Origin of the sequence: Streptomyces sp. NPDC058576 (assembly GCF_042718715.1) — a bacterium.
Classification (GTDB): Bacteria; Actinomycetota; Actinomycetes; order Streptomycetales; family Streptomycetaceae; genus Streptomyces.
Genome location: NZ_JBHXPF010000005.1, coordinates 17,718 through 36,720, shown reverse-complemented (window position 1 = coordinate 36,720; position 19,003 = coordinate 17,718). Strand labels below are relative to the sequence as shown.

The window sequence follows — 19,003 nt, the reverse complement described above, 5'->3', positions numbered from 1 at the left end:
GGCGACATAGCGTGGCCCCGGACAGCATGACTGCTTTCGGTCTCGTAATGCGTAGGTCTCGGGTTCGAATCCCGAAGGCGGCTCAGCGAAACCCCAGGTCACATAGCATGTGACCTGGGGTTTTCTGTTGTGGGTCAATGCGGGACGACCAGCGCCCCTTGCCGGGCTCCATGATCAGGGCCCGCCCGTCTGCCCTGTGGTGCCTGCTCATGTTCGTCCTGGGTGGGGAGTCGTGGTGGGCGGTCCACGCGTCGGCCGGGGCACAGATCCCGGCGGTGTCCTTGTGCACGGCGACGTCGATGCGGTCCGGTTTCATGTGGTCGGCGTTGATCCGGTGTTCGGCGAGCTCACTCCTCCAGGCCGTTGGCCCATGTCCAGGCGGCGATGCCGACCCGGTTGCGGACGCTCAGTTTGCGCTGGATGTTGGCGACGTGCGTCTTGGCCGTGCCGGCGGAGATGAAGAGCTCGGCCCCGATCTCCGCATTGGTCATCCCCTGGGCGACCAGCCGGGCTATCTCCGTCTCCCGGGACGTCAGGGCGTCCAGTGGCTGCGCGGACCTGGGCCTGCCCGCGTCCCGGTGGTGCTGGAGCAGGCTGACGGTGAGCTGTGGGCTGATCAGTGTGTCGCCCGCCATCGCGGCGCGCACCGCCTCCACCAGCAGCGTCGGTCCCGAGCGCTTCAGCAGGAAGCCGCAGGCGCCGTTGCGCAGCGCGGTGTGGACGTATTCGTCGAGTCCGAAGGTCGTCACCACCACCACGCGCATCGGCTGCTCGACGTCGGGACCGGCGAGCCGTCGGGTGACCTCCAGGCCGTCCAGGCGCGGCATACGGATGTCGGCGAGCACGACGTCCGGGTTCAGTCGCGCGGCGAGTTCGACGGCCTGGCGGCCGTCGGACGCCTCGCCGACCACCTCCATGTCGGGCTGGGAATCCAGGATGAGGCGGAATCCGACGCGTACGGATTCCTGGTCGTCGGCGAGGAGTATGCGAATGGCCATGATCTGTACGGTAGTTCGGGGCGGGGTCGGTCAGCCTTTTCGCTGCGACCGTGGCCGCCGGTGCCGAAGAAGGCTCTACGGGAAGCCGGGCCGTCCCGGATCTCTCAGCTCAGTGGCAGGGTCGCGACGACCCGCCAGCCGCGCTCCCCGTGGGCACCGGATTCCAAGCTTCCGCCGAGCGCCCGGGCGCGTTCGGCGAGCCCCTCCAGGCCGGTGGCGCCGCGTTGTCCCCGGTCACCGAAGCGCCTGCCGCCGGCTTCGCCGACGGAGGGCGGGCCGTTCGTCACGGACACGGTGAGCACCGGCTCCGGGTGCTCGGGGGCGAGCCCCACTGCCACGGTCACCCAGGGCGCGGTGCCGGCGTGCCGCCGTACGTTGGTCAGCGCCTCCACTACCACCCGGTGGGCGGTGCTCGCCACTTCGCGGGGAACCCGGCCGGTCCGCTCGGGCCACCGGTCGGCGTCCAGGCGCACTTCGGCCCGGCCGCTCGCCTGCCGGAAGCGGTCGACGGCCTCGGCGATGTCCTCCAGGCCGTAGGCGCTCGGCTGCGATACGTCCGCCGTGTCCCGGCCGCCCGGGGCCGTTCCGTCGGACGCCCTGAGCATGTGGACGGTACGGTCCAAGGACCCGAGGGCCTGGACGCCGGAGGCCTCGATCTGCTGGAGGAGAGGCAGAACCTTCTCCGGCCGGTCCGCGCCGATCACTTGTGCCGCCTGGGCCAGCACGACGATGCCCGACACGTCATGGGCCACGAAGTCGTGCAGATCGCCCGCCAGTTGGAGGCGCTGGCTGCGACGGGCCTCGTGCACCGCCCGGATCCTGCGTGTCTCCAGGGCGCGCAGCCCGCCGCCCGCGGCTGCCGCCACGATGGCGCCGAGGGCGAAGAACGCGCTCTGGGCGGCGAGTTCCATCGCGGTCGGGGGGATCCGGAGCCGCAGGAGCGCCGTCGAGGCCAGGGCCCCGAGCACGGTGCAGAGTACGAACGCCTGGCGGGTCTCGGCGTACCGGGCGACCAGAAGGACGAGCAGAAGAAGCCCTGTGATCTCCACCAGGGTGGTCGCTCCGGTCGTCCTCCCCAGTGCCGAAGGGGCGCCGAACAGCGTGCCGAGGGCGGAGCTCACGGCCACCACGACGGCGGCCTCCGTGACGATCCGGTGCCGGGTGCGCAGTGCGGCCACGGCGAGCACGCCCAGCACCGCGACCGTCATGGGCAGGGCCGCCCGCCAGCCCGCCGAGGGGCCCGCCAGCAGGCCGGCCGGCACCAAGCAGAGCGCCAGGACCGCGCAGACCGGACCGGCGGCACGCTCCGGGAAGCGGCTCCGGAGGCGGTTCCCCGTGTTCGTCCCCATTCCCGCGATCCTACGTACCCGTCAGGACGGTGCCGGTCGGTCCGGTGCCGGTCGGTCCGGAGTCGGTCAGTCCGGTGCCTCGCCCGGGTACGCGCTCTCGAACGCCGAGTGGAACAGGGCCGTGACGTCCTGGCCGGTGAGGCCTTCGGTACGGGCCTGGGTCAGCCAGTCGGTGAGCGCGGCGCGCAGCGGTGAGCCGGGGCCGGACTGGGGCTGCGCGAGGGTGCGGGTGATGAACGTGCCCGCTCCCTGGCGCACCTCGGCGAGGCCCATGCGTTCCAGTTCGCGGTAGGCCTTGAGCGTCGTGTTGGGGTTGACCTTGGTGGTCGCGGCGACCTGGGCCGCGGTGGGCAGCCGGTCGCCCTCCTCCAGCGCGCCCATCCGCAGCGCCTGCTCGACCTGCCGGACGATCTGGAGATAGGTCGCCACTCCACTGCGCCGGTCGATGCGGAACACGACCACGGCCTTCACCTTCCGCTCGATTGCCGACACTTTACGTAGGGGGAGAGGGCCGCACCTACAGCGGGCGGCGCGACACCCGCCACAGGGTGAACGCCGTGAGCAGGGCCGTTCCGGCGAGCAGGATGCCTGCCGCGAGCCACTGCATTCCCGCCATCTGGTTGTAACCGATGTACTCGATCACGTCGTTGACGATGCCGTGCTCCTTGATGCACGCGTTCGACGCCTTCTCGGTCGCCTCGGCGCAGGTGCCCCAGCCGTACAGGGTGCCGTCGGCGCTGCCGACCCAGCGGTCCACCTCGTACGCGTCGTCGAAGCGGGCCGGGAGGTCGGTGTCCATCGGGTAGGTGAACATTTCCGGGGAGCCGAGCCGTACGCGTACCTCGTCCCAGACGAACATGGTGGTGATCGCCGTGAAGAGGAACGTGAGCACCATCGCCGGGAGCACCCGGCGGACCAGGGTGCCGATCGTGATGCCCGCGGCGGTCAGGAAGAGGAGGAACGCGGGCAGGACCGGCCCGGTGTTGTCGAAGATGACGCCGTCGATCCACTCGCTGAGGAAGAGGGAGCGGTGCGGCTTCCACCACCAGGTGAACAGCGCCGAGAGCACCACGCCGGAGACCAGCGCGAGGGTGTAGGCCAGGCCCAGCTTGGCGATCAGCCACTGGCGGCGGGTCGCGGACTGGGTGGTGACGAGCTGCGCGGTGCCGTTCTCCTGGTCGCCCGCGATCAGCGGGGCGCCGATGAAGACGGCGAGGATCAGCGGCAGGCCGTTGATGATGGTGGTGATGTAGTTGTAGCCGCGGTTGTTGTCCATCGGCCGGCCGGCGTCCTTCTCCGGCCAGCCCTTCGCGTCGAGCAGCTGCACCAGCTCGTTGCGCTCGTACACGATCCACAGCGCTGTCAGCAGGGTGAGGCCGAGGACGCAGGCCAGCGCGACGCGGTGCTGGCGGACGACGAGCCACGGCATTCCGCGCAACAGACGGTGGCCGGTGCCGAGTTCGGCGGACTTCTCGGTGAGGGTGGTGCTCATGCGGCCTGGTTCCCTTCGGCTTCGACGCGGGCGCCCTGGGTGTAGAGCGAGGGCGCGTCCGGGGAGCGGAGATGGGCGAGGAGGACTTCCTCCAGGGAGGGTTCGGCGCTCTCCCATTCGGCGGGGAGGGGGCCCCTGGGCCGGATCATCGCCTGGAACTGCCGTCCCTGGAGCCGGGTTTCGACGACCGTGTGGTGGTCGAGCTCGGTCGGCAGCGAGCCGTCCCGGGCCACCCCGGTGACCAGCGCGTGGGCCGGGACCAGCGCGTCGGCGTCACCGGCCATCCGGATCCGGCCCTCGGCGACGACCAGCAGGTAGTCGCACATGTCCTCCAGCTCGGTCAGCATGTGCGAGGACATCACCACCGTGGTGCCGCGCTCGACGGCCTCCGCCATCAGCAGCGTGCTCATCTCGTCGCGGGCCAGCGGGTCGAGGTCCGACATCGGCTCGTCCAGGAGCAGCAGGTCGGGCCGCTTGCCGAAGGCGAGCGCGAAGGCCACGCGGGTGCGCTGGCCGCCGGAGAGCGTGCCGATCCTCGCGTGCAGCGGGACGTTGCCCGAGCGGACGATCCGCGTCGCCGCCGCCGCGTCCCAGCCGGGGTTCAACTCGGCGCCCATCCGCAGGGTTTCGGCCACGGTGAACCGCTTGAACAGCGGCTTGTCCTGCCCGAGGAACGCGAATCCTGGCATCACGGCGGGGTCGTCGACCGGTACGCCGAAGATCCGCAGTTCGCCGGTCGTCGGCTGCACCTGCCGGGTCGCCAGTCCGAGCAGGGTGCTCTTGCCGGCCCCGTTCGGGCCGACCAGACCGCAGATGCGGCCGGCCGGGATCCGGAAGGAGCAGTCGCGCAGCGCCCAGCCGCGCCGGTAGCGCTTTCCCAGGCCGCGGGCTTCCAGTGCCCAGCTGCCGGATGTCGCGTTCGGGGTGGTCGTGTCTGCCACGCGCCTCGCCTCGATTCCATTAGTCAATTAATGGAATCATGGAGTCATGGGGGAATAGCTGTCAAGCGCGGCAGGTCGCGGGGTGGAGGAGGTGCGGGGTGAGGGGGAGGGGGAGGGCGGCCGGGGCTTCCGGGTACGGCGGTGTGCGGAGGGGTACGGCGCTGGGCGGAGGCGTGCGGCGGTGTGCGGAGGCGTGCGGCGGTGTGCGGAGGGGTGCGGCGGTGGGCTCAGCCGCGCAGGAACGCCAGGACCGCGAGCACCCGGCGGTTGGTGGCGTCCGAGACGTCGAGGTCGAGCTTGGTGAGGATCGAGCCGAAGTGCTTGCTGACCGTGCCTTCGCCGACGTGCAGGGCCTCGGCGACGGACGCGTTGGACCGGCCTTCCGCCATCAGGGCGAGCACCTCCAGCTCGCGGGCGGTGAGCCGGGCGAGCGGGTCGCGGCGGTGCCGGATCAGCTGCCGTACGACCTCGGGGTCCACCACCGTGCCGCCCTCGGCCACCCGGCGCAGGGCGTCGGCGAACTCCTCCACGTGGCCGATGCGCTCCTTGAGCAGATAGCCCACCCCCGTACCGTCCGAGGTGTCCAGCAGGTCCTCGGCGTAGGTGCGCTGGACGTACTGGCTGAGCACCAGGACCGGCAGGCCCGGCAGCTTCCCGCGCAGCGTGACGGCGGCCCGCAGGCCCTCGTCCGTGAAACCGGGCGGCATCCGGACATCGGTCACCACGATGTCCGGGCGGTGCTCCAGGACGGCGGCGTCGAGCTCCTCGGCCGTGCCCACCGCGGCCAGGACCCGGTGCCCGAAACGTTCCAGCAGGCCGACCAGGCCCTCGCGCAGAAGCACACTGTCCTCGGCCAGTACGACGCGCAGCATCAGGTCCTCGATCGGGCGGGCGGGCAGGGGACCTCCAGCCGGAACACCGTCGGCCCCTCGGGCGGACTGGACAGTAGCAGGGTTCCGCCGAGTACCGAGAGGCGATCGGCGACGCCCTGGAGACCGGTCCCACCGGTAGCGTTCTCATCCCTTGCGGGGGCGCCGCCCAGTCGCGCGCCGCCGCGTCCGTCGTCCTCGACCTCCACCGTCAGCCGCCCGCGCGCGGTCCCGCCGGTCACCGTGACCCGGGTCGCCCCGCTGTGCTTCGCCACGTTCGCCAGCGCCTCGCTCACCGCGAAGTAGACCGCGGTCTCGACGGCTTCGAGCAGCCGGCCCGGTACCGTCAGGCGCACCTCGACCGGGACCGGGGAGCGGTCCGCCAGGTCCTCTACGGCGGCCACGAGCCCCCGGTCGGTGAGGACATGGGGATGGATCCCGTGGATCAGCTCCCGGATCTCCACCAGTGCGACCGACGCCTCCTCGTGCGCCCGCGCCAGCAGCCCGCCCAGCGGCTCGGCCGGCTTCTCCAGCCGGGCGAGGCCCAGCGTCATGGAGAGCGCCACCAGCCGCTGCTGCGCCCCGTCGTGCAGGTCGCGCTCGATACGGCGGCGTTCCGCCTCGAACGCGTCCACCAGCCGCATCCGCGACCGGTCCAGCTCCGCGATCCGGGAGTCGAGCGCGGAGTCCGGTGGGGCGAGCAGGGCCCGCGTCAGTACGGCGCGGGCCCGGGCGACGATCGCCAGCGGCCGGATCAGCAACGGCAGCAGCACCACCCCCGCCAGCATCACCGCGAACGCTTCCGGCCAGGAGTCGGCGAGCCACAGCTTCAGGACCCGAGCCTCCCCGTCCCCGCCCGCCGCCATCATCACCGGCGTCCCGATCAGCCCGCCGCACACCAGGAGAACCGTGCCGACGGCGAGAGCCTCCACCGGCCACAGGACGAACGCGAAGAGCAGTGCGTACGCCAACTCCGCCCAGGTGCAGCGCTCCTGGAGCCGCGTGCGCAGCCAGGACGCCAGGCCCGGCTCGGGCGGATCGCGGTGCGGGTCGAGGACGGGGACCGGGTCGATCAGCCGGAGCCTGCGCCGCTCCAGCGCCGCCAGCGGGATCCCGGCCAGGACGAGCGTCAGCAGCAGCGGCACCCCGATGACGAGAACGGCCAGCGCGCTGCCCGCACCGGCCAGCAGGAGCAGGGCGACCAGCGTCACGACACCGACGGGCACGCTGGTCAGGAGGTAGAGCGCGGCACGCCACGGCCGGCCGTCGAGGAGTTGTCGGCGGACGGTTCGGAGGAGGGCCGCTCGGAGGAGGGCCGCTCGGAGGAGGGCCGCTCGGAGGAGGGCCGCTCGGAGGAGCGCGGGCGAGGATTCCGGTGTCGGTGACTGTGGCGGTGGCGGTGACTGTGGCGTGGGCGGTGGCGGTGACGGCGGGCTGGGGGAGAGCATGCCGGGCACGCTACGAGACGGTCTCCCCGGCCGGCCACCCCGCTCTCTCCCCTCTCATGGTGGAGCTGGCTCCACCACGAGGACTCCATCTCGCCGCGATGTGCCGGGCGAGCGTCGCCGGTTGAGTGGACACCATGAATCCAGCAGCGACCACCGACCCGACAGCGGCCGTTCGGCTCCGGTCCGTGACCCGTTCCTACGGCCGCGACGGCAGCACCGTGAAAGCGCTCGACGACGTCAGCCTCACCATCCGCCGCGGCACGTTCACCGCCGTCATGGGGCCCTCCGGCTCCGGCAAGTCGACGCTCCTGCACTGCGTCGCGGGCCTGGACCGGCCGACCGACGGCCGGGTGCTGCTGGGCGACACCGATCTGACCGGGCTCAGCCAGGCCCGGCTGACCAAGCTGCGCCGGGGGCGGATCGGCTTCGTCTTCCAGGCGTTCAACCTGCTGCCCTCCCTGACCGCCGCGCAGAACGTGGCCCTGCCGCTGCGGCTCGCCGGACGGCGGCCGCGCAAGGCGGAGGTGCTCGACGCCCTGGACAAGGTCGGGCTGCGCGAGCGGGCCGGTCACCGGCCGGGCGAGCTCTCCGGCGGCCAGCAGCAGCGGGTGGCGATCGCCCGCGCCCTGGTGACCCGGCCCGAAGTGCTCTTCGGCGACGAGCCGACCGGCGCCCTGGACTCCACCGCAGGGCGCACGGTGCTCGGCCTGCTGCGCGCGATGACCGACGACGGGCGCACCGTGATCATGGTGACCCACGACCCGATCGCCGCCTCCTTCGCCGATCGCGTCCTCTTCCTCGCCGACGGCCGGATCCGGGACGACCTGGACGCGCCCTCCGCGGAGCGGATCGCGGCGCGCATGGCGGCCCTCTCCGCTCCGGGGCTTGAGGCGGTCCCGGGGGATGACCTGGCTTCCCCGGCGTCTCCTGCGTCCCTGACGTCCTCCGCGTCCCTGACGTCCTCCGCGTCCCTGACGTCCTCTGCGTCTCTGACGTCTCCGGCGGTGGTCCCGTGCTGATGCTCGCGCTGCGCGGTGTTCGGCAGAGGTGGGTCACCTTCGTCGGGTCGTTCGTCGCCCTGGCCCTGGGAACGGGGCTCATCGCCGCCACCGGACTCGCCCTCGCCGCGACGTTCGACGCCCCGGAGCGGGGGCCGGAACGGTTCGCCGCAGCTCCCGTCGTCGTCCGGGCCGTCGACCAGCTCCGGGTCGACACCCCGATCGGGACCCGGACCAGCCCCATCGACCGCCCCGGCCCGGTCCCGCCGGGCCTCGCCGGCCAACTGGCCGCCCTGGGACGCACGGTGGAGGACCGGACCTTCCCGGCGGACCTCACGGCCCCTCGTACCGGAACCGACAGAAGCACCGGCACCGACAGAGACACCGACACAGGCACAGGCACCGGCACCGGCACCGACAGAAGCACCGGCACCGGCACCGGAACCGATGCCGGTGCCCAGACCCGGGCCGGCCATCCCTGGTCCGTCGCCGCCGCCGCCCCGTACCGCCTCACCACCGGCCGCGCCCCCTCCGCCCCGGGCGAAGTCGTCGTCACCACCGGACCCGGCGGCGCCCCGCTCCGTACCGGGGACCGCGTCCAGGTCCGCACCCCGGCCGGGACCGACACCAGGACCGTCGTCGGCACCGTGGCCGGCCGGGGCTTCGAGGAGGCCGTCTTCTTCACCGACGACGAGGCCGCCCGGATCTCCCCGGACATCGACGCCCTCGTGGTGCACGCCGACGCCACCGCCGTACGCGGCGCGCTCGGACCGGACAGCGGCATGGACGTCCTCACCGGCCACGACCGCCGCCGCGCCGACCCCGACCCCGACCGCGACGCCCGGGCCCTGATCTCCGTCAACGCGCTGCTCGGCACCGCCGCGGTCATCACCCTGTTCGTCTCCGCCGCCGTCGTGGCGTCGACGTTCTCGTTCGCCGTGGCCGGGCGGCGGCGGGAGTTCGGGCTGTTGCGCACGGCCGGTGCGACGCCCGGCCAGATCCGCCGTACGGTCTGCGCCGAAGCGGTCCTCCTCGGAGTGCTGGCCTCGGCGGCGGGCACCTGGCTCGGAGCCCGGGGCGCGCCCCTGCTGGTCCGCCGGATGACCGACGCGGGCCTCGCTCCGTCCTGGTTCGCCCTCGGGGACCCGACCTGGCCGCTGCACACCGCCTTCTGGACCGGGGTCTTCGTCGCCACCGCGGCCGCGCTCGTCTCCTGCTATCGGGCCGGGCGGACCGCCCCGACCGAGGTGCTGCGCGAGGCGGCCGTCGACAGCCGGGTCATGCCGATGAGCCGCTGGGCCGCCGCCGTCCTGGTCGTGCTTGCCGGACTCGGCCTGCCCGCCCTGGCGTTGGCGGTCGACCCCGGCAATCTGCTGGGCCGCAAGTCCTACATCACCCGGCCCATGCTCCTCATCGTCGGCTGCGCGCTCCTCGCCCCCGTCCTGGTGCGCCCGGTCGGCCGGCTGCTGACCTGGCTGCCCGCGCGGCTGCCCGGCGCCACCGGCGTACTCGTCCGGGAGAACACCGCCGCCGGCGTGCGCAGGACCGCCGCCGTCGCCGCGCCCGTCCTGATCACCGTCGCCCTCGCCGCCTCCCTGACCGGCACCGTCGCGACCCTGGAGGAGGCCAGAGCCACGGAGGCGCGCACCGCCGCCACCGCCGACTTCGTGGTGACGTCGGGACAGGAGGGCCGGCCGCTGGCCCCCGCCTTCGTGGAGCGGGCGCGGGCCGTCGAGGGGGCCGTGGTCAGCGTGTCGCGGTCCACGGCCGTCACCGTCCTCGAAGAGGGCACGGCCCTCGTCTCCTCCGAGGCCCGCGCGGTCGACCCCGCCCGGCTGGCGGCCGTGTCGGAGCTGCCCGTGACGGCCGGCCGGCTCACCGATCTCGACGACGGCGCGATCGTCGTCAACGAGGAGTGGCTGACCACGCGGGTCGGCGACCGGGTCACCGTCTGGCTCGGCGACGGGCGCGAGGCGTCGCTGCGGATCGCCGCCGTCCTGGCCACCGGTACCGGCGACAACGGCGTCTACGTCACCGCCCGGAACGCCGGGGGCGCGGCCGTCGACCGGATCGACGTCAAGGTCGCCCCCGGCGGTGACCGGCAGGCCGTCGCCGCCGCCCTGGGCACCGCCGCTGCCGCCACCGGTACGCGGGTGGAGACCCGGGACGCGTGGCTGGCCGCGGACAGCCCGGGGACGAACGACCACACCCGGACCGGTCTCCGGATGATCCTCGCCATCGCTCTCCTCTGTACGGGGACGGCTCTGGCCAACACCCTGGTCATGGCCACCTCCGACCGGGTCCGGGACCTAGCCGTGCTCCGCCTCGCCGGGGCCACCGTCCCGCAGGTCCTGCGGCTCGTCGCAGCCGAGGCGGTCGCGGCGGTCGGGGTGGGAGCCGTACTCGGGGGCGTGGTCGCGGCGGTGAACCTGCTGGTGGTGTGGGGCGCCCTGGCGCTGCTGGGCGTCACGTCCGCCGTCGTCGTGCCGTGGGGAACGCTCGGCCTGGTCGTCGCGGCCGCCGCGCTCCTGGCCGCCGGCTCCGCCGTCCTGCCGGCCGCGTTCGCCCTGCGGACCCGGCCGGTCGAACTCGCGGGCGCGCGTGAGTAGTCGTCGCCGCACTGAAGGGCGCCGGTGAGCCGCACGGAGTCGTCACCGTGTTCTGATTCTGACGGGCCGGTGAGCGCGCGCGTGAACGTCGCCGCGTGCTCACCGGCGTCCGTGAGCCCGCGCGCAGTCGTCACCGGCCCGACAACGCTCGTGATCGATCCGTCCAGGGATTAGGCTCGCTCCATGGGCAGTCACCCGGAACGTCTTCCGACCCCGACCACCCCGGCCGGCCGCGAGGGGCTCGACGCCGTCCTCGCCCGGCCGGACCGCGCGGTCGTCGCCCTCGACTTCGACGGCACGCTCGCCGACATCGTCCCGGACCCCGAGCAGGCCCGCGCCCACCCCGGTACCGTCGAGGCGCTCGCCGCACTCGCGCCGAAGGTCGCCGCCATCGCCGTGATCACCGGCCGCCCGGCGGGCGTCGCCGTGCGCTACGGAGGCTTCGCGGGCGTTCCCGGCCTGGAGCACCTCGTCGTGCTCGGACACTACGGCGCGGAACGCTGGGACGCCGTCACCGGCACCGTCCGGGCCCCCGCCCCGCACCCGGGCGTCACCGCTGTCCGTGCCGAACTCCCCGGTGTGCTCCACGAGTTCGACGCGTGGCGCGGCACCTGGATCGAGGAGAAGGGGCAGGCCGTCGCGGTCCACACCCGGCGCGCCGAGGACCCGCAGGCGGCCTTCGAGTCGCTGCGCGGGCCCCTCGGCGAGCTGGCCGCGGCCCACGGTCTGATCGTCGAACCGGGCCGTCTGGTGCTGGAGTTGCGGCCGCCCGGCATGGACAAGGGAGTCGCGCTCGCCAAGTTCGTCGCGGAGCTGGACGCGGAGTCCGTGATCTACGCGGGCGACGACCTCGGCGACCTCGCCGCGTTCGCCGCCGTGGAGAAGCTGCGAACGGAGGGCCCGGACGGCCTCCCCGGCCTCCTGGTGTGCAGCGGCAGCGCCGAGGTGCCCGAACTGGCCGAGCGCGCCGACCTGTCGGTGCCGGGCCCGGCGGCGGTCGTGGACTTCCTGGCGGCCCTGGCGGAGCGGCTGTAGAAGCGGAGCGGCTGGGGCAGCGGGAGGGGCGGCCGGCCCGCTTCCGGGCCGTCAGTCCTGCCGCAGCGCCTCCAGCTGGTCCAGGAACCACTGCTGCGGCGGCAGCGCGGTCGCCGCCTCGGCCAGTCGCTTCGTGCGCCCGGAACGCTCGTCCGCGCTCATCGTCAGCCCCTCGTGCAGGGCCTCGGCCGTGCCCGTCACGTCGTACGGGTTCACCACGAGCGCGTCCTCGCCCAGCTCCTCGTACGCCCCCGCCTCCCGCGACAGCACCAGCGCGCAGCCGTGGTCCGAGACGACGGGGACCTCCTTGGCGACCAGGTTCATCCCGTCGCGGATCGGGTTGACCAGCGCCACGTCCGCCAGCCGGTACGCCGCCAGGGAGCGGGCGAAGTCGTCCTTCACGTGGAGGACGACCGGCGTCCAACTCTCCGTGCCGTACGCCCCGTTGATCTCCGTGGCCAGGGACTGCACCGCCGCCGTGTAGTCCTGGTAGACGGAGAGGTCCTGGCGGGAGGGGTAGGCGAAGGCGATGTGCACGACGCGCTCGCGCCACTCCGGGTGGGCGTCCAGCAGCGTCCGGTACGCGTGCAGGCCGCGCACGATGTTCTTGGACAGCTCGGTGCGGTCCACCCGGACGATGGTCTTCCGGCCCTCGCCCACCTGCTCCCGCAGCGCCTCCATCCGCTCGTCCACGTCCGCCTCGTGCGAGCGGCGGCGCAGGAAGTCGGCGTCGGCCCCGAGGCCGTGCACCCCGATTCTGGTCCGGCCCGTGCCGCCGAGGATCTCCGTACAGCAGCCGATGAACGCGTCCGCCCAGCGCCGGGTCAGGAACGCGGCCCGGTCCGCGCCGAGGATGCCGCGCAGCAACTGCTCGGCGATGTCGTCGGGGAGCAGCCGGAAGTAGTCGACGGGCGCCCACGGGGTGTGCGAGAAGTGGCCGATCCTGAGGTCCGGGCGCAGCTCGCGGAGCATGCCGGGGACCAGGGCCAGGTGGTAGTCCTGGACGAGGACCGCCGCCCCCGGGCCCGCCTCCTCGGCCAGCGCATCGGCGAAGGCCCGGTTGTACGTCTCGTACGAAGCCCACTGCCGGCGGAACTCCGCGTCGAAGACCGGCTCGACGGGCGTCTGGTAGAGCAGGTGGTGGACGAACCACAGCACCGAGTTCGCGATCCCGTTGTACGCGTCGGCGTGCACCTCGGCGTCGATGTCCAGCATCCGCACGCCCGGCTCCCCTACCCCGCGGCGCACCGCCTCGCGGTCGCCGTCGCCGAGGGCCGCGCAGACCCACAGCTTGTCGTCGACGGCGCTCAGCCCGGAGACGAGACCGCCCCCGCCGCGCTTGGCGTCGAGCGTCCCGTCCTCGCCGAGCGTGTACGAGACCGGGCCGCGGTTGGACGCGACGAGGACCTGGGCAGTGGCTTCGGGATGCTCGGTGACCATGTAGCGGAACCTAGCCCGTTCGGGAAGCCGCCAAACGCCTCAGGGCTCCACGCCGCCCACCGCCTCACGCCGCGTGGCGCTCCGCGTACTCCGCGATCTCCCGCATCGGCGGCCGCTCCTCCGTGTCCACCGCATGGGTGCGGGGCACGAAGCCCTCCTCGCCGCGCTCGAACTGGGTCAGCGCCGGCCGCACCAGATGGCCCCGGGAGAGCCGCAGCTGCGCCGTGCGGTAGATCGCCGCCGCCATCCGGCCCAGCGCCTGCCCGTCCTGGTGGCGGTGTTTGCGTACCCCGACGTCGACCTGGCCCAGCGCGTCCAGGCCCACGGTGTGCAGCGCGTCCACGAGCAGCCCCAGCTCCACTCCGTAACCGACGGGGAACGGCAGCCGCTCCAGCAGGGAGCGCCGCACCGCGTACTCGCCGCCCAGCGGCTGGACGAAGCCGGCCAGCTGCGGCCAGTGCAGATTGAGCAGCGGGCGCGCCACCAGTTCGGTGACCCGGCCGCCCTGACCTGCGCTGTCGCCGAGCGGACGGTCGTACATCGCCTTGACGAAGTGGACCGTGGGGTCGGTGAGCAGCGGGCCGACCGTCCCCGAGACGAAGTCCGCCGAGAACTCCTTGAGGTCGGCGTCCACGAAGCAGACGATCTCGCCCCTGGTCACCAGGAGCGACCGCCACAGCACCTCGCCCTTGCCGGGCAGGGCCGGGATCCGGGGCAGGATCGCGTCCCGGTGGACCACCCGGGCGCCCGCCGCCCGGGCCACCGCGGCGGTGGCGTCGGTGGAGCCGGAGTCGATCACCACGAGTTCGTCGACGAGCCGGACCTTCTCCATCAGCTCCCGGCGGATCGTCGCCACGATCGCGCCGACCGTGGCCTCCTCGTTCAGCGCGGGCAGCACCACGCTCACCGACGTGACGCGCGGATCGGCGCTCCGGGCGTCGGTGAGCCGGTTCAGCGGGCGGTCGCCGGACGACCAGGAACGCCTGGTCAGCCAGCGTTCCACCTCTTCGAGCACGGTCGGCACTCCCTGTGTGTGATCCATCTCGCGGTTCGGACGACTATCTCAACGGTCCGGTGCTTCGGTTACAGTCTTGAACAACGCGGATGACCCTCGCATGTCGGGGTCGGAGCGCACATAAACGCCTGGATCGAAGATCCCGTGCCATAGAGCTCATCCAGAGGGACTGAGGGAACGGCCCGTTGAAGTCCCGGCAACCCTCCTGCCGACCGCGAGGTCACGGTGGGGAAGGTGCCAATTCCGTCTTGCGGCGAAATGCGTCGCGAGGAAGATGAGGAGAAAGGGCCTCCGCCATCATGGCTGTTCAGACCGTCGCAGGTAATGCCACCACCGCTTCCCCGGACCTCGGTCCCGCCGCGGCGCTTTCCTGCCGCGAGTGCGGCGAGCGTTTCGAGCTCGGCCCGCTTTTCGCCTGTGCGTCCTGTTTCGGGCCGCTCGAAGTGGCCTACGACCTGCCCACCGGCTCCCCGGAGGAGCTGCGCAAGCGCATCGAGGCCGGGCCGGACAACATCTGGCGCTATGCCCCGCTGCTGCCGGTGCCCGCCGACGTTGCTCAGAAGCCCAACATCAACCCCGGCTTCACCAAGCTGGTCAAGGCCGACAACCTCGCCCGTGAGCTGGGCGTCACCGGCGGCCTGTACGTGAAGGACGACTCCGGCAACCCGACGCACTCCTTCAAGGACCGCGTCGTCGCGATCGCCGTCGAGGCCGCCCGCGCCTTCGGTTTCACCACCCTCTCCTGCTCCTCCACGGGCAACCTGGCCGGTGCCGTGGGCGCCGCCGCCGCCCGCGCCGGACTGCGCTCCTGCGTGTTCATCCCGCACGACCTGGAGCAGGGCAAGGTCGTCATGGCCGCGGTGTACGGCGGTGAGCTGGTCGGCATCGAGGGCAATTACGACGACGTCAACCGCTTCTGCTCCGAGCTCATCGGCGACCCGCTCGGCGAGGGCTGGGGCTTCGTCAACGTCAACCTCCGCCCGTACTACGGCGAGGGCTCGAAGACCCTGGCGTACGAGATCTGCGAGCAGCTCGGCTGGCGGCTGCCCGACCAGATCGTCATCCCGATCGCGTCCGGGTCCCAGCTCACGAAGATCGACAAGGGTCTCCAGGAGCTGATCAAGCTCGGTCTGGTCGAGGACAGGCCGTACAAGATCTTCGGCGCCCAGGCCGAGGGCTGCTCCCCGGTCTCCGCCGCCTTCAAGGCCGGTCACGACGTCGTACGGCCACAGAAGCCGAACACCATCGCCAAGTCGCTGGCCATCGGCAACCCGGCGGACGGCCCCTACGTCCTGGACATCGCCCGCCGCACCGGCGGCGCGGTGGAGGACGTCACCGACGAGCAGGTCGTCGACGCGATCAAGCTGCTGGCGCGCACCGAGGGCATCTTCGGCGAGACTGCGGGCGGCGTGACGCTCGGCGTGACGAAGAAGCTCATCGAGGCCGGTGTCATCGACCCGACGCTCACCACCGTCGTGGTCAACACCGGCGACGGCCTCAAGACGCTCGACGCGGTCTCCGCCACCTCGCAGGCCACGGCGACCATCAAGCCGAGCCTGGACGCGTTCCGCGCCGCGGGCCTCGGCACCGCCTGACCACACCGGCACGAAGGAAGAAGGGCACCACCATGAGCGTCAAGGTCCGCATCCCCACCATCCTCCGTACGTACACGGGCGGCCAGGCCGAGGTTTCGGCGGAGGGCTCGAAGCTCTCCGAGGTCATCGAGTCCCTGGAGAAGGACCACCCGGGCATCGCCGCCCGCGTCCTGGACGACCAGGGCAAGCTGCGCCGCTTCGTGAACGTGTACGTCAACGACGACGACGTGCGCTTCGAGGGCGGCCTGGACGCGGCCACGCCGGACGGCGCGGGCGTCTCGATCATCCCCGCGGTGGCCGGCGGCTGCTGAACCGCCCGGGCCGCTCGCCGACGGCCCCACCGCACCACTGTGTGACCACGGTTGCCCCCTCCGCGAGAGAAGCGGAGGGGGCAATTCTGCATGGTTGAGCGCGGTACAGTTGGGGAAGCCCCACCCGCTGCCCGTGCCGCCCGCATATGAGAATGCGCCCGGCCGCGATAAGAAGCAGCCAAAGTACGTGAACCTCTTGCGGCATAAGTGCCCTTTGCCTGGCCCGACTTGCCCGTAATTCACAGCAAACCCGCATATTCGCGCGGTCTTCTGCGCCCAGAATTGTCGTCCGATTGACCTGTTGCAGAGGGCAGTTGGGCGGATACATTCGGCCGCGGTCGACGCGCTGCGGCGCCGCACACCCTCTCCTGTCGGAGGGTGAGTTCCGACCCGGGTCCGCGAAGTGCGGTCCCGTGCAAGGGCCAGTAATAGGGGAGTTAGGCATGGCTCAGGGCACCGTCAAGTGGTTCAACGCGGAGAAGGGGTACGGCTTCATCGCGGTCGACGGTGGTGCGGATGTTTTCGTCCACTACAGCGCGATCCAGATGGACGGGTACCGCACCCTCGAAGAGGGTCAGCGAGTTGAATTCGAGATCTCGCAGGGCCAGAAGGGGCCCCAGGCCGACATGGTCAAGCTCGCCGTCGGCTGAGCTCGGCGCGGTCGTCCGACGACACCACTCACGCACGTAGGGCCCGACCCCGGGATCAGGGGATCGGGCCCTACGCGCGTCCGGGGGCGGCGGTGCGCCGCGCCCCGGACCGCGCGCCGTCACACCCCCGGACCGCATGGCGGGCACTCGCCGGAGGCGCTTGCACTCTCGGGGGTCGAGTGCTAATCATTGGCGTTAGCACTCTCCAGGTGAGAGTGACAGAAACTTGGACCGGGCCGGTGAGGCCCGCAGGCGCGGTGGGGCAAGGAACCACCACGCAGGCAGGCCGTCCGTCGCGGGCGCCTCTCGGTCCGGAGAAATCCACCCCTGTCCGGGAGGACCACTTCACATGGCCAAGATCATCGCGTTCGACGAGGAGGCACGGCGCGGTCTCGAGCGCGGGATGAACCAGCTCGCCGACGCCGTCAAGGTCACCCTCGGCCCCAAGGGCCGTAACGTCGTCCTCGAGAAGAAGTGGGGCGCGCCCACGATCACCAACGATGGTGTTTCCATCGCCAAGGAGATCGAGCTCGAGGACCCGTACGAGAAGATCGGTGCGGAGCTGGTCAAGGAGGTCGCCAAGAAGACGGACGACGTCGCCGGCGACGGTACGACCACCGCCACCGTTCTCGCCCAGGCTCTCGTCCGCGAGGGTCTGCGCAACGTCGCCGCAGGCGCCAACCCGATGGCCCTCAAGCGCGGCATCGAGAAGGCCGTCGAGGCCGTCTCCGCCGCTCTGCTGGAGCAGGCCAAGGACGTGGAGACCAAGGAGCAGATCGCTTCGACCGCCTCCATCTCCGCCGCCGACACCGAGATCGGCGCCAAGATCGCCGAGGCGATGGACAAGGTCGGCAAGGAAGGCGTCATCACCGTCGAGGAGTCCCAGACCTTCGGTCTGGAGCTGGAGCTCACCGAGGGTATGCGCTTCGACAAGGGCTACATCTCGGCGTACTTCGCGACCGACATGGAGCGTATGGAGGCGTCGCTCGACGACCCGTACATCCTGATCGTCAACTCGAAGATCGGCAGCGTCAAGGACCTGATCCCGCTGCTGGAGAAGGTCATGCAGTCGGGCAAGCCCCTGCTGATCATCGCCGAGGACGTCGAGGGCGAGGCGCTCTCCACCCTGGTCGTCAACAAGATCAAGGGCACGTTCAAGTCCGTCGCCGTCAAGGCCCCGGGCTTCGGCGACCGCCGCAAGGCCATGCTCGCGGACATCGCCATCCTCACCGGTGGCACCGTGATCTCCGAGGAGGTCGGTCTCAAGCTGGAGAACGCCGGCCTGGACCTGCTCGGCCGCGCCCGCAAGGTCGTCATCACCAAGGACGAGACGACGATCGTCGACGGCGCCGGTGACAGCGACCAGGTTCAGGGTCGCGTCAACCAGATCCGTGCCGAGATCGAGAACTCCGACTCGGACTACGACCGCGAGAAGCTCCAGGAGCGCCTGGCGAAGCTGGCCGGCGGCGTGGCCGTCATCAAGGCCGGCGCCGCCACCGAGGTGGAGCTCAAGGAGCGCAAGCACCGCATCGAGGACGCGGTGCGCAACGCCAAGGCCGCCGTCGAGGAGGGCATCGTCGCCGGTGGTGGCGTGGCTCTGCTCCAGGCCTCGGCCGTCTTCGACAAGCTCGACCTCACGGGCGACGAGGCGACCGGCGCCAACGCCGTGAAGCTCGCGCTGGAGGCCCCGCTCAAGCAGATCGCCGTCAACGGTGGTCTCGAGGGTGGCGTCGTCGTGGAGAAGGTCCGCAACCTGCCGATCGGTCACGGCCTCAACGCTGCGACCGGCGAGTACGTCGACATGATCGCCGAGGGCATTCTCGACCCGGCGAAGGTCACGCGCTCCGCTCTGCAGAACGCCGCGTCCATCGCCGCGCTCTTCCTCACCACCGAGGCCGTCATCGCCGACAAGCCCGAGAAGGCCGGCGCGGCCGCTCCGGGCGGCATGCCGGGCGGTGACATGGACTTCTGATCGGCCACGGAGGTTCCGGCCTCCAGCTGATCGAAGCTCCGCGTACGTCCCAGAGGGGCGGTATCTCCTTCACCGGAGGTGCCGCCCCTGTGGCGTGTCCGGGCCAGTGACGTGGGCAGGCGTCGGGCGGGTACCGGCCGCCGGCTGCCCGTACGTGGTCGCGGGGCGGCTGGGGGCGGTCGGCGTGGCCGAATGACTACTTGCCGTGGCCTTCCCCGTACGGCAGCACGGGTCGGCGCGGCTGTGCCGATGGCGGTGGCGCGCCCGCGATCCCTGGGGTA

General features: G+C 71.9%; 16 protein-coding genes and 1 riboswitch. Of the genes, 7 read left to right on the top strand and 9 right to left on the bottom strand.

Annotation, left to right across the window (positions count from 1 at the left end):
- Window positions 1-347 precede the first annotated feature (347 nt).
- From ACFWRV_RS05695 to ACFWRV_RS05665, 7 genes are all read right to left on the bottom strand, one after another.
- A complete protein-coding gene (locus ACFWRV_RS05695; RefSeq protein ID WP_384328693.1) occupies window positions 348-998 on the bottom strand; it encodes a response regulator in 651 nt (216 codons plus the stop codon).
- A 104-nt stretch (window positions 999-1,102) separates the two neighbouring features.
- Entirely contained in the window at window positions 1,103-2,347 is a 1,245-nt protein-coding gene (locus ACFWRV_RS05690; RefSeq protein WP_384328690.1) for a sensor histidine kinase, read from the bottom strand.
- 66 nt (window positions 2,348-2,413) lie between these two features.
- A complete protein-coding gene (locus ACFWRV_RS05685) occupies window positions 2,414-2,818 on the bottom strand; it encodes a GntR family transcriptional regulator (RefSeq protein WP_384329174.1) in 405 nt (134 codons plus the stop codon).
- Between the two features lie 46 nt (window positions 2,819-2,864).
- Window positions 2,865-3,839, bottom strand: coding sequence for an ABC transporter permease (locus ACFWRV_RS05680; RefSeq protein WP_384328687.1), 975 nt, complete (start codon window positions 3,837-3,839; stop codon window positions 2,865-2,867).
- A complete protein-coding gene (locus ACFWRV_RS05675; RefSeq protein ID WP_384328684.1) occupies window positions 3,836-4,780 on the bottom strand; it encodes an ABC transporter ATP-binding protein in 945 nt (314 codons plus the stop codon). The genes ACFWRV_RS05680 and ACFWRV_RS05675 overlap by 4 nt, the downstream gene beginning before the upstream one ends.
- A gap of 227 nt (window positions 4,781-5,007) precedes the next feature.
- The gene (locus ACFWRV_RS05670) at window positions 5,008-5,652 is read right to left on the bottom strand and encodes a LuxR C-terminal-related transcriptional regulator (protein WP_384328681.1); all 645 of its coding nucleotides are present in this window, start codon (window positions 5,650-5,652) and stop codon (window positions 5,008-5,010) included.
- A complete protein-coding gene (locus tag ACFWRV_RS05665) occupies window positions 5,652-6,875 on the bottom strand; it encodes a sensor histidine kinase (protein WP_384328678.1) in 1,224 nt (407 codons plus the stop codon). The genes ACFWRV_RS05670 and ACFWRV_RS05665 overlap by 1 nt, the downstream gene beginning before the upstream one ends.
- A gap of 356 nt (window positions 6,876-7,231) precedes the next feature.
- Here ACFWRV_RS05665 and ACFWRV_RS05660 point away from each other — a divergent pair, with 356 nt between their 5' ends.
- The 3 genes from ACFWRV_RS05660 to otsB all read left to right on the top strand — a co-directional run bounded on the left by ACFWRV_RS05660 (window position 7,232) and on the right by otsB (window position 11,739).
- Window positions 7,232-8,116, top strand: coding sequence for an ABC transporter ATP-binding protein (locus ACFWRV_RS05660; RefSeq protein ID WP_384328675.1), 885 nt, complete (start codon window positions 7,232-7,234; stop codon window positions 8,114-8,116).
- Entirely contained in the window at window positions 8,110-10,704 is a 2,595-nt protein-coding gene (locus ACFWRV_RS05655) for an FtsX-like permease family protein (protein ID WP_384328672.1), read from the top strand. The genes ACFWRV_RS05660 and ACFWRV_RS05655 overlap by 7 nt, the downstream gene beginning before the upstream one ends.
- Before the next feature lie 183 nt (window positions 10,705-10,887).
- Window positions 10,888-11,739 (top strand): trehalose-phosphatase, encoded by an 852-nt coding sequence (gene otsB / locus ACFWRV_RS05650; protein ID WP_384328669.1) that lies wholly within the window; start codon window positions 10,888-10,890, stop codon window positions 11,737-11,739.
- Between the two features lie 51 nt (window positions 11,740-11,790).
- Here otsB and ACFWRV_RS05645 read toward each other — a convergent pair whose 3' ends face one another.
- Together ACFWRV_RS05645 and ACFWRV_RS05640 are read right to left on the bottom strand one after the other, a co-directional pair.
- Complete coding sequence (locus tag ACFWRV_RS05645; RefSeq protein WP_384328667.1) at window positions 11,791-13,179, bottom strand: trehalose-6-phosphate synthase; 1,389 nt, start codon at window positions 13,177-13,179, stop codon at window positions 11,791-11,793.
- 64 nt (window positions 13,180-13,243) lie between these two features.
- Complete coding sequence (locus ACFWRV_RS05640; RefSeq protein WP_384329172.1) at window positions 13,244-14,194, bottom strand: glucosyl-3-phosphoglycerate synthase; 951 nt, start codon at window positions 14,192-14,194, stop codon at window positions 13,244-13,246.
- Between the two features lie 153 nt (window positions 14,195-14,347).
- Window positions 14,348-14,475: riboswitch (SAM riboswitch) on the top strand.
- An 18-nt stretch (window positions 14,476-14,493) separates the two neighbouring features.
- Between ACFWRV_RS05640 and thrC the strand changes: the two genes are divergently transcribed.
- From thrC to groL, 4 genes are all read left to right on the top strand, one after another.
- Window positions 14,494-15,789, top strand: a complete 1,296-nt coding sequence (gene thrC, locus ACFWRV_RS05635; RefSeq protein WP_384328664.1) for a threonine synthase — start codon at window positions 14,494-14,496, stop codon at window positions 15,787-15,789.
- 32 nt (window positions 15,790-15,821) lie between these two features.
- A complete protein-coding gene (locus ACFWRV_RS05630) occupies window positions 15,822-16,100 on the top strand; it encodes a MoaD/ThiS family protein (RefSeq protein ID WP_384328661.1) in 279 nt (92 codons plus the stop codon).
- Between the two features lie 443 nt (window positions 16,101-16,543).
- Window positions 16,544-16,750 carry a cold-shock protein gene (locus ACFWRV_RS05625; protein ID WP_003967346.1) on the top strand — a complete coding sequence of 69 codons (207 nt, stop codon included), beginning with the start codon at window positions 16,544-16,546 and terminating at the stop codon, window positions 16,748-16,750.
- A gap of 349 nt (window positions 16,751-17,099) precedes the next feature.
- Entirely contained in the window at window positions 17,100-18,722 is a 1,623-nt protein-coding gene (gene groL, locus ACFWRV_RS05620; protein WP_361333079.1) for a chaperonin GroEL, read from the top strand.
- Window positions 18,723-19,003: the final 281 nt, after the last annotated feature.

Excerpts from the sequence above, each read along its gene's own strand:
- ACFWRV_RS05645 (WP_384328667.1), bottom strand. The coding sequence starts at position 13,179 with ATGGTCACCGAGCATCCCGAAGCCACTGCCCAGGTCCTCGTCGCGTCC.
- groL (WP_361333079.1), top strand. The coding sequence starts at position 17,100 with ATGGCCAAGATCATCGCGTTCGACGAGGAGGCACGGCGCGGTCTCGAG.
- ACFWRV_RS05695 (WP_384328693.1), bottom strand. The coding sequence starts at position 998 with ATGGCCATTCGCATACTCCTCGCCGACGACCAGGAATCCGTACGCGTC.
- ACFWRV_RS05625 (WP_003967346.1), top strand. The coding sequence starts at position 16,544 with ATGGCTCAGGGCACCGTCAAGTGGTTCAACGCGGAGAAGGGGTACGGC.
- ACFWRV_RS05680 (WP_384328687.1), bottom strand. The coding sequence starts at position 3,839 with ATGAGCACCACCCTCACCGAGAAGTCCGCCGAACTCGGCACCGGCCAC.
- ACFWRV_RS05670 (WP_384328681.1), bottom strand. The coding sequence starts at position 5,652 with ATGCTGCGCGTCGTACTGGCCGAGGACAGTGTGCTTCTGCGCGAGGGC.
- ACFWRV_RS05660 (WP_384328675.1), top strand. The coding sequence starts at position 7,232 with ATGAATCCAGCAGCGACCACCGACCCGACAGCGGCCGTTCGGCTCCGG.
- ACFWRV_RS05630 (WP_384328661.1), top strand. The coding sequence starts at position 15,822 with ATGAGCGTCAAGGTCCGCATCCCCACCATCCTCCGTACGTACACGGGC.
- otsB (WP_384328669.1), top strand. The coding sequence starts at position 10,888 with ATGGGCAGTCACCCGGAACGTCTTCCGACCCCGACCACCCCGGCCGGC.
- thrC (WP_384328664.1), top strand. The coding sequence starts at position 14,494 with ATGGCTGTTCAGACCGTCGCAGGTAATGCCACCACCGCTTCCCCGGAC.
- ACFWRV_RS05690 (WP_384328690.1), bottom strand. The coding sequence starts at position 2,347 with ATGGGGACGAACACGGGGAACCGCCTCCGGAGCCGCTTCCCGGAGCGT.